Source organism: Actinoplanes sp. CA-131856 (genome assembly GCF_050956135.1).
Classification (GTDB): domain Bacteria; phylum Actinomycetota; class Actinomycetes; order Mycobacteriales; family Micromonosporaceae; genus Actinoplanes.
Genome location: NZ_CP191849.1, coordinates 10124965 through 10140503, shown reverse-complemented (window position 1 = coordinate 10140503; position 15539 = coordinate 10124965). Strand labels below are relative to the sequence as shown.

Here is a 15539-nt window from a genome sequence, read left to right as displayed (position 1 = left end):
GTCACCGGCCGCCGCCCAAAGGCGTCAGTGCGTCGCGTCCGCGGCCAGCCAGCCGCGTAGAAGCACCGCCATCTCGTCAGGTTGATCCTTGACCATCTGCTCGATCTCCCGCTGGCGTTCCTGGCGAGCCTGCACGTTCGTGTCGTCCATGGCAGCGGTTCCCGCCTCCAGCATCTGAGCGGGGATCGCCTGGTTCAGCTCGGCCAGGCGCTGGGCCTCCAGCGCCGCCTGCATGTCCTCCAGGTGCTTGCGCTCCTCGGGGGTGAGCCCGCGGCGCTTCTTGCTCTTGCGGCTGAACCGCCAGGCCAGGAAGAGCAGCGCCAGCACGATCGCGCCGAGCGCGCCCGTCTTGATCAGTGACATCTGCTTGGCCTGCTGCGCGGCCGTGGTCGAGGCGCTCAGGGCGTTCTGCGCGGCCTGGGCGGCGCTGGTGTCGAACGGCATGGCGCTGACCGCGATGGTGTCGCCGCGGGTGGCGTCGATGCCGGCGGCCGCGCTGACCAGCTGCTGCACCTGGGCCGGGTCGATGGCGGTGGCGGCGTTGCTGTTCAGGAGTACCGCGACGGCCAGCCGGTCGATGCCACCAGGCGCGCTCTTGCGGACTTCCTGGCTCTCGTTGACGGCGTTGTTCTTGACGCTGGTGCTGTTCTCGTACTGCCCGGCGTTGGCACCGGTGCTGCCGGTGGTGCAGCCGGGGCCGGAGACGTTGTCCGGGCCGAGCACCCCGCCGGCGCAGTTCTGGTCGCCGTTGTAGGCCTCACGACTGTTGCTCTCCGACAGCGCCGGCACCGACGGGTCGGCGTTGTAGGTCTTGCTGGTCGTCTGGCTCTGGTCGAAGTCGAGCTCGGCGGTGGTCGTGACCACGGCGTTGCCCTGGCCGACGACGCTGTCCAGCATCTTCTGCAGGGAGGCGTTCATCCGGTTCTGGAAGGCGACGGTCTGCGCCTCGGTGCCGCTGTCGCCACCGGTGCCGATGGCCGCACCACCACCGGTCGAAAGGATCTTGCCGTCGGCGCCGGCCACGGTGATCTGGGTCGGGTCGAGGCCTTCGACGCTGGACGCGACGAGGTGCACGATCGATTGCACCTGGGCGCTGCTCAGCGGCTGGGTCGAGCTCGACGCCACCAGCACGGAGGCGGTCGGCACGTCCTGGTTGTCGGCGAAGACGTCCTTCTGCGGGATGACGAGGTGCACGGTGGCCGCCTCGACGCCGTCGATCGACTTGATCGTGGACGAGAGCTCACCCTCGAGCGCCCGCTGATAGTTCGTCTTCTGCATGAAGTCGCTGGTGGTGATGCCCTGCTGGTCGAGCAGCGAATAACCGGTGCCCTCGTCGCCGGGCAGCCCCTCGCTGCTCAGCGACAGCCGCAGCTCGTTGACCTTGTCCTGGGGCACCAGGACGGTCTGCCCGTCGTTGGCCAGTTCGTAGCTGGTGCCGGACTTCTGCAGCGACTCGACGATCGCGCTGGCGTCCTTGTTCGACAGGTTGTTGAAGAGGATCGAGTAGTTCGGCTTCGACGCCCACGTGGCGAAGAAATACGCACCGACGATGAGCGCGATCACTGCCGCGATCGTGACGGCCTTCTGTCCCGGGGTGAAGGACCGGAACGTGTCCGTGACGCGGCGAACCGGAGCGGGAAGGCGGTCGGTCATGTCAGGCCTGCATCCTCATGATCTCTTGGAACGCTTCCACGGCCTTGTTGCGGACGGCCAGCGTGAGCTGCATTCCGAGCTGCGCCTCGTTGGCCGCCATCGTGTACTGCGCCGGGTCCTGGAGCTCGCCGGTGGCGACCTTGGTCGCGAGGTCCTCGGCGTTGTTCTGGCTGGCCTGCACGCTCTCCAGGCCGCGGGAGAGCATGCTGGCGAAGCTTTCGTTGGGACCCTGCGCCTCCTCGGCGCGGGTGCCGGCGGTGGCGAGGGATTCGGGGCCGGACGGGCCGGTGATCGCGTCGAGTCCCGGAACACTGGAGAAGCCGCCGATCGGGCTGATCGCGGAAGTCATGGCCTATACCTCACTTCCCGAGGTTGATCGCCGCGGTGTAGGAGTCGCGGGCGCGGTCCACCACGGCGAGGTTCGCCTGGTAGGCGCGCTGCGCCATCATCATCTGGGCCATCTGCGAGCCGAGGTCGATGTCCGGCTTGCGGACGTAGCCCTGCGCGTCGGCGAGCGGGTTGTCCGGCTCGTGCACGAGAACACCCTCGGCGCTGCCGAACTGCACCCCGCCGACCTGGGCGCCGTTGCCGTCCTGGGCCTCCTGGGCGACGACGTAGCGGGCCTGGAACGCCTTCTCCGAGGTCCGGCTGACGTTGTTCATGTTGGCGATGTTGTCGGACACCGCGTCCAGCCACTTGCGGTAGACGGTGACACCGGTGCCGGCGACACCGAGAGCGTTGAAGGTACTCATCGTCAGGCTCCCTTGATGGCTTCGCGCAGCATCGAGTACTTGTGGTCCAGCGCCCGCATGGTCAGCTGGTAGCGCATCGTCGTGTCGATGTGGGAGATGGTCTCCTGATCGAGGTTGACGTTGCTGCCGTTGAGCCGGGTGGGCTCGAGCGAGTTCTGGACGTTCGGTGCGACGCCGAGCGGGGACATGCCCTTCGCGACGGCGCTGCGCAGCGCATCCTCGAATTCGACCTTACGGGCCCGGTAGCCGGGGGTCTCGATGTTCGCGATGTTGTTGGCGATGGCGCTCTGCCGCTGCGCGAGACCCGCGACCGCGACCTTCAAGGAGTTCGAGGAGATGTCGTCGAACACAGCAGCTCCTTGCTGGGAGAGTCAAGGTGCCGTTCCGTGGCGTTCCGGGGAGCAATCCGTTGCTCGTACCATGCAGTTCGGCCTGACCGCCGATCCGCTGAGCGTGAAACGGTTGCTGACTGGTTGCACGCAAAAACGTCCCGGGAACCCCGCATAGGGGGTCCCGGGACGTTGTCTGCTTTTTGGCGCCGGCGCTACATGGCCCGGTCGACGTAGAGCGGTCGCTTGACCGCCTCCCCGGTCTCGATCCGGGTGGTCACGGCGATCTGCTGACGGTTGGCGGTCAGCCGCCGTGCGATCTCCTGAGCGGCCTTGAGCTGCCTGGTGAGAATCTCGTCGGCGCGCGGTTTGAGTTCCAGCGGCAGCGCGCCGAGATCGGTCGGCGGCTTCCAGAGGCTGGCCGGCGGGGTCTCGGCGTGGCGGTGCTCGTCGTCGAGCATCGCCTCGACCGCGGCCACGTCGAGCTCCAGCTCGTCGAGGGCCGCGCTCCAGGCGCCGTTCCAGGTGCCGCTCAGGGAGGTCACCTCAGCCCGCGACCGCCGAGGCGGCGGCCTCTCGCCAGGCGTCGCGCAGCGGCTCGAGGAAGCCCCGCACGGCCGCGACCCGGTCGGCGTCCTTGGCGATGTTGGCCCCGATCAGCTCGGTGAGCACGTAGCCGTAGAGGTTGGCCAGGCCGGGCGCGCCCGACCAGGCCTCGACGTCGAGGCTGACCTGGAGCTCGATGACGATCTCCTGGGCGTGGGTGATCTTCTCGTGCGCGATCTCGGTCTCGCCGGCCCGCACCGCCTCCTCGCCCTGCATCAGGTCGAGGATCAGGCGGTCGTACAGCATGATCAGCAGCTTGGCGGGCGAGGCGGTGTTGATCGAGTCCTGCATGTATCGGTCACGCATGTTCGGTGCGGCCATGGTTCTCCTCGGTCAGATGCGGACGGGCTGGTGGGCGAGGGCGGGTCAGAGGCCGGAGAGCTGTCCGGCGAGCCAGCTCGACTGCTCCTTCATCTTGCCGAGGGAGACCTCGAGGTCCGAGTACGTCTTCTGGAGCGCCGCCTTGCGCGATTCCAGGCGGAGATCCCAGTTCTCGATCTGGCTCGTGAGGTTGTCGATCTCGTTGTTGCGGCCGGTGATCACCGAGGTGACGTTCTTCGACTGGTCGACCGCCAGCGTCCGCATCTGGTCGCCGAACGCGATGGCGGCGGCCTGGAACGCGGTGGGGTCCTCGCCGTACTTGGCCTTGAAGGTGGCGGTGTTGAAGGTGAGCTGGCCACCGCGGGAGAGCTCGACGCCGAGCTTGGCCAGCGTGGTGCTCAGCGTCTTGTCGACGCCCGGGTTGGTCGTCTCGTCGTACGCCGGATTGTCGTAGGTCAGACCGAGGCTGATCTTGCTGAGGATCGCCTGCGACATGTTGCGGACCATGAAGTCGCCGGTCAGCGGCGAGCCCTTCTTGGTCGCGGCGTCGTACCTGGTCTGGTTCGCGACCTCGGTGAGGGTGCCGTTGACCGCGTCGACCAGGGCCTGCATCTTCGACGCCATGCCGCTGACGTCCGATTCGGCGCTGATCGTGACGTCGTTCTCCATCTTCGAGACGGTGATCGAGACGCCGGGCATCAGCGTGGTGAAGGTGTTGGTGGCGCTGGTGACGCTGTAGCCGCCGGCCACGCCCTCGCCGCCGCCGATGTCGAGGCGGGCGTCCTTGGCCTGCGCCACCTCGATGAGGTCGAGTCCGGTCAGGCCGCTGTCGACGGTGAAGCCAGCGGCGGCGCCGGTCTTGGCCCCGCTGAGCTGGAGGATGTTCTCGTTGCCGCCGGTGGTGACCAGGACGGCCTTGACGCCGATGCCGGCCGCGTTGATCGCGTCGGCGACGCCCTGAGCCGTCTTGTTCTCGCCGAGGTTCACGGTCTTGGCGGTGCCGCCGACCGTGAACTCGATCGAGCCGGCGCTGGTGATGTCGCCGTCCTTGGCGACCTTGGCCGTGTTGATCTGGTTTCCGGCCAGCGCGCCCACGTTGAAGATCGTGGTGCCCGAGGCGGTGTTGGTGCCGCCCGTGCTGGTGGCCGTGACGGTGGCCGAGCTCGACGTCGGCTTCACCGCGCGCCAGGTGGCGAGCTTGCCGATGTCCTCGGCGGCGGTCTTGAGGGCGGAGAGCTTGGAGTTGACCGATTGGTAGGAGGTGACCGCGGTCTGCGCCGTGGAGACCTTGGTCTTGAGCCGGTTCTGCGGAGCCGCCTCGACCTGCATGAGCTGCGAGATCACGGACGAGGTGCTGAGACCACTGACGAGGCCGTCAACCGAAGTGGACACGGGCGCCTGCCTTCCGGTGCGAACGAGGTGCTGCACAACGAAGCGGGGGAGCCGGCATGTTCCGCCGTCTCCCCCACCTATTCGGTCACCCGGCCGGAAGATTCAGCTCCCGGCGGTGGCAATTCGGTTAGCGCAGCAGCGAGAGAACGTTCTGCGCCGACTGGTTGGCCTGCGACAGCATCGACGTGCCGGCCTGGGTGAGGATCTGCGAACGGGTGAAGGAGACCATCTCCTGCGCCATGTCGGTGTCACGGATACGCGACTCCGACGCGGACAGGTTCTCCACCGCCACGTTCAGGTTGTTGATGGTGTGCTCGAAGCGGTTCTGGACCGCACCGAGCGAGGCCCGGCTGTCGGAGACCGACTGGATCGCCTTGTCCAGCACGTCGATCGCGGCGTCCGGGTCCTTGGTGAGGTCCAGAGCGCCGGTGCCGAGCGTCTCGGAGTCGACCGCGCCGATGTTGATGTTGATGCTCTCGGTGCGGTTGGCGCCGACCTGGAACTTGCCGCTGTTGCCGCCCTCGACCTTGTCCCGGTCGGCGGTGATGCCCAGGTCCGTGATCGCGTCGACCTCGAGCCCGGCCGAGGCCGAGCCGAGCGAGAAGGTCGAGGTGGCGACGTTGGTGCCGGTGTTGTTGCCGTCGTCGGCCATCTTGGTGCGGGCCGACATGGACACCTCGGTGCCCTGGTAGCCGGCCGCCTTCAGCGCGGTCTGCAACTTGTCGTTGACGATCGACGCGACGTCCTGGGCCGTCGTGGCGTCGGCGAAGTCGGCCGCTTCGATCTTGACGTTGATCGGCAGCTCGGTCTCGGGGTCGGCCGGGTCCAGGGTCTTCTTGCCGGCGATCGACGTGATGTTGAAGTCGACACCGGTCGCCTTGACGGCGGTAAGAACGTCCTCGTCCTTCTGCGGAACCGAGTCCTTACTCGTCTCCGTGGAGCCGAAGGCGCCGCCGAGCAGCTTCGACTTGCCGAACGCGGTGGTCTCGCCGATGCGGTCGAGCTCGGCGTTCAGCTGCTGCATCTCCTTGTTCGACGCCTTGGCCGCCTCGGAGTCGGTGGCACCCGAGTTCGCCGTCTGCACGGAGAGGTCACGCATACGCTGAAGGATCGAGGTGACCTCGTTCAGCGCACCCTCAGCGGTCTGCGCGACGCTGACGCCGTCCTGGGTGTTGCGGACGGCGACCTTGAGACCGCCGATCTGCGAGCGCAGGCCCTCGGAGATCGAGAGGCCGGCCGCGTCGTCCGCCGCCCGGTTGATCCGGAAACCACTGGAGAGCTTCTCCAGCGACTTCGACATCTGGCTGTCGGTGACCGACAGGTTCCGGTAGGCGTTCTGCGCGGCGATGTTCTGGTTGATACGAAGACCCATGAGTAGTTCCTCCCTGAGGGGTCTCTTGCCGGCCCGTCCTTGGAGCCGAGGCGTACGCCGTTCCGTTCGGCGCGACGCCGACGGTTCATGAAGCAGTGTGCGAGATTTCTTCGCTCTTTTCCGGCGAACCCGGAGATAAGGCGGCGAACCCGTAAATGGGCCGATTCGGGGGAAATCCCTCAGCGGAGTGGGGGACGTGCCGACCTGTCCGAATGAGCGGGCTCGTCAGTGGGGACGTGCCCGACCCGAGGCGAGACGGAGGTCCAGGGGTGAGTCTGACCGACCTGGCCAGCGTCCTGTGGCGGTCACGTGAGCTGCTCGAGATGCTGTTGTTCAAGCTTGAGGAGGAGCAGCTGCTCCTCGCCACCGGGCGCTCGCGCTGGCTGAGCCACGCCACCCGCGAGGTCGAGGTGGTCCTCGACCAGATCCGCCAGACCGAAGTCATCCGGGCCGCCTACGCCCAGGACTGCGCCGTCGAGCTGGGCCTGCCGGCCGAGGCCTCGCTCGGCGAGCTCGCCGACGCCGCCCCCGAACCCTGGGGCGACCTGCTGCACCAGCACCGCAAGGCCTTCCTGCTGCTGACCTCCGAGATCAGCGCCCTCGCCGACGTGAACCGCGACCTGCTCACAGCCGGTCAGCGCGCGGCCCGCGAAACCATGCTCGCGTTCGCCGAAACTGTGGAAACGTACGGACCGCAGGGGCAGACCGTTTCGGGCGGCGTCCGCCGCTCCAGCCTGGTTGATGAGGCAATCTGATGGCTAGTTCCTTCGGCGGTTTGAACACGGCGCTCACCTCGCTCTACGCGCAGCGCCGCGGCCTGGACATCTCCGGCCAGAACGTCGCCAACGCCAACACCGAGGGCTACACGCGGCAGAAGGTCCGCATGCAGTCGCAGACCGGCAGCCTGAACCCGGGCGTCTACGCGACGACCACCCAGGTCGGCAACGGCGTCACCGTCTCGTCGGTCGAGCGTGGGCGCAACGAATATCTGGAGCAGCGCGGCCGCACCGAGCACGCCAACTCCTCGTTCATGGCGACACAGAAGGCGTCGTACGAGCAGATCGAAAGCGTGCTGGCCGAGCCGAGCGACACCGCGCTCCAGGCCCGCATGCACGACATGTGGGACGCCTGGAACGACGTCGCCAACAACTGGCAGGACCCGTCGACCCGGACCGCGCTGATCGAGCGCAGCCAGACCGTGGTGACCACCCTGAACGACACCCACGCGTCGCTGGACAACCAGTTCACCGCGAACCGCAGCCAGGCCGAGGCGTTCGTCAGCCAGGTCAACAACCTGTCGTCGCGGATCGCCGACATGAACCAGCAGATCGTGGTGGCGCACGCGGCCGGCCTCGAGGCGAACGAGCTGATGGACCAGCGGGACACGCAGATCATGCAGTTGTCCGAGCTGACCGGCGCGACGACGCAGAGCAAGACCAACGGCGCGATCAACGTCTATCTGGGTACGGCTCCGCTGGTCAGCGATTTCACCACACGCGCAGTGGAGCTGACCGGACCGCCGTCGCTCGCGGCGTGGACCGAGGACAACCAGGTCGCTCTCAAGTGGACGGACACCGACGCGCCGGTGACCACCGGTGGTCAGATGGGCGCGATGTTCGACACCATGAACAACATCATCCCCACCGTCTCGGGCCAGCTCGACGACGTGGCGGCCGCGCTCGCCAAGACCGTCAACGACGCGGTCACGGCCGGGTACGACGTCAACGGCGACGAGGGCACGGCCATGTTCGAGGGCACCACCGCCGGCGAGATCAAGATGTTGGTCACCACCGCCGACAAGGTGGCGTTCTCGGCCGGCAACCCCAAGGACATCGACCCCGAGAAGGCCGCCATCGACCACGGTGTGGCCGACTCGCTGTCGGAGATGGGCACCTCTCCGGACGGACCGGACGCGACCTACCAGAGCATGATCGGCAAGCTCGGTGTGGCCTCGCAGGCGTCCGCGCGGCGCAGCGACATCCAGGACGCGGTCACCGAGCAGGTGGACACGGCGCGCCAGGCCGAGTCGGGCGTCAACATCGACGAGGAGATGACCAACCTGCTGACCTTCCAGCGGGGTTACGAGGCCGCCTCCCGGGTGCTGACCACCATCGACTCGATGCTCGACCAGCTGATCAACCGGACCGGCCTGGTCGGCCGCTGATGGTGAGGGGTGCGGCATGACTATTCCGAGCCGGGTCACCGACGGTGGCATGGCCAACCGGATGCTCGGCGACCTGCAACGCAGCTCTGCCCGTGGGCAGAAACTGCAAGCGCAGATCTCCAGCGGGAAGCTGCTCAGCAAACCGTCCGATTCGCCGACCGGCACCGTCACCTCGTTGCAGTTGCGCGGCGAGCTGCGCGCGACACAGCAGTACACGCGCAACGCGGACGACGCCGTGGGCTGGCTGGGCACGGTCCAGGACAAGCTGGGCGCCGCCTCCAGTCAGATCATCCGGGTACGCGATCTGACCGTGCAGGGCCTCAACGCGGCCTCCGGTGACGACGGCGCCCGTTCGGCGCTGAAGTACGAGATCGACAACATCCGGCAGTCGCTGATCGGCGAGGCCAACACCAAATACATGGGCCGGCCGGTCTTCGGCGGCACCACACCGGGCGACGTGGCGTTCGACGACACCGGCAAGTACGTCGGCAACACCGCCGAGACCACCCGCACGGTCGGCCCGAACGCCCGCGTCCGCATCGAGTCCAACGGTGTCGACGCGTTCGGCGCCAACGACAGCGACACTCAGCTCTTCACGGTGCTGAGTGACATTTCCAAGGCATTGGACGACAACGATCACGAGGCGCTGGACGATGCGCTGGGTCGACTCGATTCGGCCCACGATTTACTAAAGTCCACCCTTTCGGACGTTGGCGCCCGATATAATCGGATTACGCAGATGAAGCAGTCAGCAGACGACCATCTGCTGTCCGTGACGTCGCAGCTGTCCGATATCGAGGATGTCGACCTGCCCAAGGCGATCATGGAATTGCAGATCCAGCAGACCTCGTATCAGGCCGCCCTGGCCGCCTCGGCCAAGGTGATCCAGCCCTCGCTCATCGATTTCCTGAGGTGACCATGAGTACTCGCACCGCGTACCGACCGATTGAGGCCTCCATGACCGACGCGTCAATGGGCCTGCCGACCATCACCATGGCGGTACCCATGCCGGGCTTCCCGGCTCACCGGGAGTTCGTCCTGGTGCGGCTGAACGACGACGGTCTGCTCTACGCGTTCACGTCCATCGAGGACCCGGAGCTGCGGTTCCTCGTGGCGCCGCCGGAGCCCTTCTTCCCGGACTACGCGCCGGAGATCGAGAAGGAGGTCTTCGCGGCCCTGAACAGCAAGGACCCGGACCGCCTGCTCCTGCTGACCGTCATCACGGCCGGCCAGAACGAGACCACGGCGAACCTGCTGGCGCCGATCGTGGTCGACCGGGACAGCATGCGGGCGATGCAGGTCGTGCTCAGCGGCTCCGGTCTCCCGGTCCGCGCGATCATGAACCGGGCCTACTGAACCGTCTCGGGCGCGGTCGCGGTCCCCGCGACCGCGCCGTCTCGCGATGCTGTCCGTCCACGGATGGAGGAGGGCACCGACGATGCTCGTACTGACCCGGCGCGCCGGGGAGAGCGTGATGATCGGCGACGACGTCATCATCACTGTGCTCGAGGCGCGCGGCGATGTGATCCGGCTGGGCATCCAGGCTCCGCGTGACGTGCAGGTGCATCGCGAAGAGGTGTACCGGGAACTGCGTGCGGCCAATCAGGAGGCCGCCTCGCCCACCGAGGACGAGGTGCAAGCGGTCTCGAAGTTGCTGCAGTCGCCGGACACACCGGCCTGAATCGTGGCGTTCGCGCACTCTCAGAGTGCGCGAACCAGGTTGCCGGCGGCGTCTCCGGGCGGGTGCAGAACAGTTGCCAAGGGAGATGCGATGTCGCGACTCGCCCACCTCGGGATCGCCAAGCGGCTCACTCTGATCGTCGTGGTCGGAGCCGTCATGCTGGCCGCCCTCGCCACGATCTCGCTGGTCGGGCAGGGCAAACTCGCCGACCAGGCGGATCTGGTGGCCCGCCTCCAACAGGGCCAGGCCGCACTGAATCATCTGGACACCCGGCAGAGCGAGCTCAAGGTGGACGCCTACCGCTCGGCCCTGGGGCAGGACGTCACGCAGGACGTCCTCGACGACGTGCAGTCGTCGACCGAGGCGGCCGACGCCGTGGTGGCCGCGAACCTGCCGAGCGAGATGGCGGCCACGTTCGCCGACGACCGGCCGGACTTCGTCGACTTCAGCGCCTTCATCACCGAGTTCACCACCGCGGCGAAGGCCGACAAGAGCTCGGTGACCTCCCGCCTCGGCGAGATCTCGGAGCGCAACAACAAGACCGACGACGAGCTGGGCGCGCTCGTCGATCAGGTGACGGCCGCAGTCGACGCCGAGCAGGCCGACATGACGAAGACGGTCAACCGCATCCGTACACTCTCGATCGTCGTCGCCCTGGTCGGGCTGATCCTGCTGGTGGCGCTGGCCATCCCGCTCGCCCGCTCGATTCTGGTGCCGGTGCGCACGCTGGGCGCGGTCATCGAGTCGCTCTCCCGTGGCGATCTGACCGGGCGGAGCAACATCACGAGCCGCGACGAGCTCGGCCGCATGGCCTCCGGGCTCGACGGGGCGCTCGAGTCGATGCGTACGTCCATGGCCACCATCGGCCGTGACGCCGACGCCCTGGCCGAGGCCGCGGGTCAGCTCTCGGTGGTGGCGGTGCGCATCTCCGAGGCGGCCGAGAACACCGACCGGCAGTCCGCGGCGGCCTCGGCCGAGGCCGAGGAGATCGCCCGCAACGTGCAGTCGGTCGCCGCCGGCTCCGAGCAGATGGGGCTGGCCATCCGCGAGATCTCCCGCAACACCAGCGAGTCGGCCCAGATCGCCTCGGTCGCGGTCTCCGAGGCGGCCCGCGCCACCGACACCGTGCGCCAGCTCGGCGACTCCTCGGCCGAGATCGGCAACGTCATCAAGCTGATCACCTCGATCGCCGAGCAGACCAACCTGCTCGCTCTCAACGCGACCATCGAGGCGGCCCGGGCCGGCGAGGCCGGCAAGGGCTTCGCCGTGGTCGCCAGCGAGGTCAAGGACCTGGCTCAGGAGACCGCGCGGGCGACCGAGGACATCGGCAGCCGCGTCGCCGCGATCCAGCAGGACACCAGCGGCGCGGTCGAGGTCATCTCGCGGATCTCCGAGGTGATCGCGCAGATCAACGAGTTCCAGACGACGATCGCCTCGGCCGTCGAGGAGCAGACCGCGACCACCGGTGAGATGAGCCGCAGCATCGCCGAGGTGGCCAACGGCTCGGCGCGCATCGCGACCAACATCTCGGACGTGTCGGCGGCCAGCGCCGAGTCGGTGCGCGGTGTCGAGCAGACCCGGCAGGCCTCGGGCGACGTCTCGCGCACCGCCGACGAGCTGCGCGACCTGGTCGGAACATTCCGGCTCTAACCGAGCCGCACCGGCCACACACCGGGGTTGACAACACCGCTACCGCACTCTCTTGGTCATAGGGAAAGCCCGACCAGCCAGGAGAGAACGTGACCGCAGAGCGGGAATCAGTCGTCAGCGCCGTCGACGCGCTGGATCTGACGACGGACGCGCATGTGCACACCGGCTTCTCGGCCGGGCGGGACAGCGTCGGCGTGATCGTCTCCGCGGCCGATCAGGCCGGCCTCACCGCCGTCACCTTCGCCGACCAGGTCGGCCCGGACAGCACCTGGCTGCCGGCGTACGCGGACGCGATCTCCCGGGCCCGCCGCCGCACCGATCTGACCCTGCGCGTGGCCGCCGAGATCGAGGTCGTGCGCCCCGACGGCTGGCTGGCCATGCCGGCCGATCTCGGTCACGTCGAGGCGGTCTCGGTGGCCGTCTCCGGTCTGCCGCTGGAGCGCGGCGTGCTCGGGCCCCGGGACGTACGGGCCCTGATCGCCACCGGTGAGATGACCGCCGAGCAGGTCGCCGAACAGCTGGTGATCACCACCGTCCTCGGCCTGCGCCGGGCCTGCCGATACGCGCCGACCCAGCTCGCCCGCCCGTTGCGCCTGCTCACCGACGTCGGCCTGGACGACGCCGTGCTCTCCGCCGACCTAGTCGCCGCGCTGGCCGCGGCCTGCCGTGAGACCGGCACCCTGGTCGAGATCAGCGAGGCCTGGCGCAGCCCGTCGGGCCGGATCGTGGCCATGCTGCGTGCGGCGGAGGTGGCGATGGTGCCCGCGAGTGACGCCCGGTACGCGGCCGAGGTCGGGCGCTGGCAGTACGTCCGCCGGGTCTGATCGAAACCGACTTCACTCAGTTATCACATACGTACTCTCAGTCATGCCGACAGTCGGTACCCGCAGGCATGGGAGAGATGCGATGAGTATGGTTCAGCAGGCCATCGAGGTGAGTGCACCGTTGCACACGGTGTACGAGCAACTCGCCGCGTTCGAGAACTACCCACGGTTCATGAGTGGCGTCCGTGAGGTCACCGCGATCGGCGGCGACCAGACCCACTGGATCATGGATGTCGAGGGCAAGACGCGCGAGTTCGACGCCCAGATCACCGAGCGCCGCGTGGACGAGCGCGTCTCGTGGTCGACCATGGAGGGGCCGCTGCTGGCCGAGACCCTCACGCTGCGGCCCCTGGGTGAGATGAAGACGCAGGTGGTGGCCCAGCTCGAGGCCGACATCGCCTTCCTCATGCCGAACGACCGGCACGGTCAGCAGTCGCTCACCCGCCGGCTCAAGGACGACCTGACCGCCTTCAAGGGCATGGTCGAAGGCGGCGTCAGCACGAAGCGCCTCGCGCCGTCGCCGGCCGCCGTCGCCGCCCGGGCCCGCAACCGGCCGCCGCACCCCGGCGCCGGCTGGGGGACGAGCGCGGCCGAGCGCAGCAACGCCAGCACCATCGACCTCCCGCACCACGGCGGTCTCCCGGCCAACACCGGCACCAATGTGGACATCACCTCGGCGCCCGGCATCCGCAGCGCCCGCGACCTCGACGACGTGCTTCCTCCGGGCCGCCGGATCGCCGGGAGCGGGCCGATCAGCGGCGCCGCCGGCACCGCACCGATGGGCGGGCGCACCCCGCAGAAGGACACCTGGGGCGACGGCATGATCAACGAGGAGGACCGGGGCAGCGCCCACGGGCGGTAGGGCCCGGACGGTCAGACGGGGGCGAGCTCGAAGGTGACGACGATCTTCGCCCCCTGCGGCGTGGCCTGCTCGTAGCGGACCGAGCCGCCGTTCGCCTCGACCAGGTGCCGGACGATGAACAGACCCAGGCCGGCCCCGCGCATGAACCGCCCGAACAGGTTGGGCAGCAGTTCGTCGGCGATGCCCGGCCCGTTGTCCCGCACGGCCAGCTCCACCGTGTCGCCGTGCCGCCCGGCGCTCACCTCGATCGGCGGCGACCCGTAGGCGACCGCGTTGTTGACCAGGTTCTGGAGTACGGCCGTGACGTGTCCCCGGTCGGCCAGGGCCGACAGATCATTCTCGACCTGGACGCGGATGTCGCCCGCGGTGGCCGCGGCCACCGCCTCGGCCACCTCGCGCAGCGGCACCGGCGCCCGCCGCGCGGTGACCGAGCCCATGTCGAGCCGGAACAGCAGCTGGAGATCGTTCATCATCTTGATCAGCCGCTGCGTGTTCTTGTCGATCTTCGTGGCGAGCTCGAGCCGGATGTCGTCGGGCAGGTCGTCCCAGTCGGCGCGCAGCAGCTCGGCCAGGCTGGCGATCGAACTGATCGGCTGGGCCACGTCGTGGGTGAGCATCGAGGTCAGATCGTTCTTGAAGGTGAGCGCCGCCTCCAGCCGGGTGTTCGCCTCACGCAGCATGGCGTTGCCGCGCTCCAGCTCGGCCGCGTGCTCGCTGAGGGTCTCCTCGGCCCGCTTGCGGTCGGCGATGTCGACATAGGTGGCCACGTACGCCCGCGGGTCGCCCCGCTCGTCGGGGACGGGCGCGACCGTGGCCAGCACCGGGACCGTGCTCCCGTCGACCCGCGGAAGGAGCCAGTCGCCGCCGGCCGGCGGCAGGGGCGGGGGATCGAGCCGGACCGGCTCGTCGGCGCCGTGCCCGGTGAGCTCGCGCCAGCGCCGGTTCACGTCGATGACCCGGTGGTTGGCGTCCATCACCATCACGGCCTCGTTCATCGACTGGAGCAGCGTGGCCGCGAACTTCTCGCGGTCCTCGAGCTCGCCGACGAGCCGTTGTTGCTGTCGTTCGGCGCCGTGCAGCGTACGGATGAGATGGCCCAGCAGAACGAGAGCGGCCACCGCCACGAGGGTGGCGATGGCCGGGCCGGGATGTCCGGCGACGCCGAGCGCGCCGATGGCGGCGGCGAAGATCATCAGAAGGTGGGCGACGCCGTGCACGACCCGGCCGGCGATCCGGTGTGACACCGGGAGGACCTGAAGCAGCAGGCCCAGTCCGGCCGGGACGAGCGCGGCCGCCGGATCGGCCAGCAGGCCTTCCGGCGGAGCACCTCGAAGGGACATGAGCAGCGCCGCGGCGCCGAAGACGGCGACCGCGACACCGGCACACCCGGCGGTCAGCCGGGACAGCCTGCCCACGTCGTGCGCCGCACTCTGCACCCGATCCCCTCAAGATATGAGGAAACGAGCATATCGCGGCGAAAGAGCATTAAGCGGTTACTTCCCCGCCCACTCGAAGCCCTGCTCGAGCGTGATCCGCTCGCCCACCCGGCTGATGTCCTCGTGGTGACGGTTCGCGTGGTGCCCGCAGAAGGCCAACTCGCCGCCGCTGGTCAGGGTGACCGTCAGACGGGCGGCCGCGCTGCAACGGTCGCAGCGGTCGGTCAGCGAATCGACGGTGACGATCTCGGGCGACAGCAGGCTGGACATATCGCTCTCCTTGCTCGGTGGCGGTGTGTAGCGGTACTCCGGGTAGATCGGTCCTCCGCCGCACGGCTTTAGCTGTTCTCTTCGATCTTCCTGGGGTGACGCACCGCTCCGGGGCCGTTGCAACCCACGTGCAACCTTGCGGATCCCGGAGCGCCTCGCGACCCACCGCACCCTTTCCCTCAGACGCCCACCGGCATGCCTTCCACCCCCGGGGAAGTGGCCGACGC

At 68.4% G+C, this 15539-nt stretch carries 18 protein-coding genes; 8 read left to right on the top strand and 10 right to left on the bottom strand.

Annotation, left to right across the window (positions count from 1 at the left end; translation table 11 throughout):
• Window positions 1-24: 24 nt before the first annotated feature.
• The 8 genes from fliF to ACQP2X_RS46690 all read right to left on the bottom strand — a co-directional run bounded on the left by fliF (window position 25) and on the right by ACQP2X_RS46690 (window position 6425).
• A complete protein-coding gene (gene fliF / locus ACQP2X_RS46725) occupies window positions 25-1653 on the bottom strand; it encodes a flagellar basal-body MS-ring/collar protein FliF (RefSeq protein ID WP_498692633.1) in 1629 nt (542 codons plus the stop codon).
• A 1-nt stretch (window position 1654) separates the two neighbouring features.
• Window positions 1655-2002, bottom strand: a complete 348-nt coding sequence (gene fliE / locus ACQP2X_RS46720) for a flagellar hook-basal body complex protein FliE (RefSeq protein ID WP_498692631.1) — start codon at window positions 2000-2002, stop codon at window positions 1655-1657.
• 10 nt (window positions 2003-2012) lie between these two features.
• On the bottom strand, window positions 2013-2405 hold the full coding sequence (locus ACQP2X_RS46715) for a flagellar basal body rod protein FlgC (RefSeq protein WP_498692629.1): 393 nt from the start codon (window positions 2403-2405) through the stop codon (window positions 2013-2015).
• Between the two features lie 2 nt (window positions 2406-2407).
• Window positions 2408-2755 carry a flagellar basal body rod protein FlgB gene (flgB, locus tag ACQP2X_RS46710; protein ID WP_498655673.1) on the bottom strand — a complete coding sequence of 116 codons (348 nt, stop codon included), beginning with the start codon at window positions 2753-2755 and terminating at the stop codon, window positions 2408-2410.
• A gap of 194 nt (window positions 2756-2949) precedes the next feature.
• Entirely contained in the window at window positions 2950-3279 is a 330-nt protein-coding gene (locus ACQP2X_RS46705; protein WP_498692628.1) for a hypothetical protein, read from the bottom strand.
• Window position 3280: 1 nt separating this feature from the next.
• Window positions 3281-3661 carry a flagellar export chaperone FliS gene (fliS, locus tag ACQP2X_RS46700; protein WP_498692626.1) on the bottom strand — a complete coding sequence of 127 codons (381 nt, stop codon included), beginning with the start codon at window positions 3659-3661 and terminating at the stop codon, window positions 3281-3283.
• A gap of 45 nt (window positions 3662-3706) precedes the next feature.
• On the bottom strand, window positions 3707-5053 hold the full coding sequence (fliD, locus tag ACQP2X_RS46695) for a flagellar filament capping protein FliD (RefSeq protein ID WP_498692625.1): 1347 nt from the start codon (window positions 5051-5053) through the stop codon (window positions 3707-3709).
• A 127-nt stretch (window positions 5054-5180) separates the two neighbouring features.
• Window positions 5181-6425, bottom strand: coding sequence for a flagellin N-terminal helical domain-containing protein (locus ACQP2X_RS46690; RefSeq protein ID WP_498692624.1), 1245 nt, complete (start codon window positions 6423-6425; stop codon window positions 5181-5183).
• A gap of 269 nt (window positions 6426-6694) precedes the next feature.
• On the opposite strand from ACQP2X_RS46690, the gene ACQP2X_RS46685 reads away from it, so the two are divergent.
• The 8 genes from ACQP2X_RS46685 to ACQP2X_RS46650 all read left to right on the top strand — a co-directional run bounded on the left by ACQP2X_RS46685 (window position 6695) and on the right by ACQP2X_RS46650 (window position 13606).
• Complete coding sequence (locus ACQP2X_RS46685; RefSeq protein WP_498655668.1) at window positions 6695-7180, top strand: flagellar protein FlgN; 486 nt, start codon at window positions 6695-6697, stop codon at window positions 7178-7180.
• The gene (gene flgK / locus ACQP2X_RS46680; protein WP_498692623.1) at window positions 7180-8589 is read left to right on the top strand and encodes a flagellar hook-associated protein FlgK; all 1410 of its coding nucleotides are present in this window, start codon (window positions 7180-7182) and stop codon (window positions 8587-8589) included. Before ACQP2X_RS46685 ends, flgK begins: the two co-directional genes overlap by 1 nt.
• Window positions 8590-8605: 16 nt before the next feature.
• Window positions 8606-9505, top strand: coding sequence for a flagellar hook-associated protein FlgL (flgL, locus tag ACQP2X_RS46675; RefSeq protein ID WP_498692622.1), 900 nt, complete (start codon window positions 8606-8608; stop codon window positions 9503-9505).
• 41 nt (window positions 9506-9546) lie between these two features.
• Window positions 9547-9945, top strand: a complete 399-nt coding sequence (gene fliW / locus ACQP2X_RS46670) for a flagellar assembly protein FliW (RefSeq protein ID WP_245922741.1) — start codon at window positions 9547-9549, stop codon at window positions 9943-9945.
• A gap of 118 nt (window positions 9946-10063) precedes the next feature.
• Window positions 10064-10270, top strand: a complete 207-nt coding sequence (locus ACQP2X_RS46665) for a carbon storage regulator (protein WP_498692621.1) — start codon at window positions 10064-10066, stop codon at window positions 10268-10270.
• Window positions 10271-10360: 90 nt separating this feature from the next.
• Complete coding sequence (locus ACQP2X_RS46660; protein ID WP_498692619.1) at window positions 10361-11920, top strand: methyl-accepting chemotaxis protein; 1560 nt, start codon at window positions 10361-10363, stop codon at window positions 11918-11920.
• An 89-nt stretch (window positions 11921-12009) separates the two neighbouring features.
• Window positions 12010-12744: a hydrolase gene (locus ACQP2X_RS46655; protein WP_498692618.1), complete on the top strand. Its 735-nt coding sequence runs from the start codon at window positions 12010-12012 to the stop codon at window positions 12742-12744.
• 82 nt (window positions 12745-12826) lie between these two features.
• A complete protein-coding gene (locus ACQP2X_RS46650) occupies window positions 12827-13606 on the top strand; it encodes an SRPBCC family protein (protein WP_498692617.1) in 780 nt (259 codons plus the stop codon).
• Between the two features lie 11 nt (window positions 13607-13617).
• Here the strand turns inward: ACQP2X_RS46650 and ACQP2X_RS46645 are convergent, their stop codons facing one another.
• Together ACQP2X_RS46645 and ACQP2X_RS46640 are read right to left on the bottom strand one after the other, a co-directional pair.
• A complete protein-coding gene (locus ACQP2X_RS46645) occupies window positions 13618-15042 on the bottom strand; it encodes a sensor histidine kinase (RefSeq protein ID WP_498692615.1) in 1425 nt (474 codons plus the stop codon).
• Between the two features lie 57 nt (window positions 15043-15099).
• A complete protein-coding gene (locus tag ACQP2X_RS46640; protein WP_097317735.1) occupies window positions 15100-15312 on the bottom strand; it encodes a DUF7455 domain-containing protein in 213 nt (70 codons plus the stop codon).
• Window positions 15313-15539: the final 227 nt, after the last annotated feature.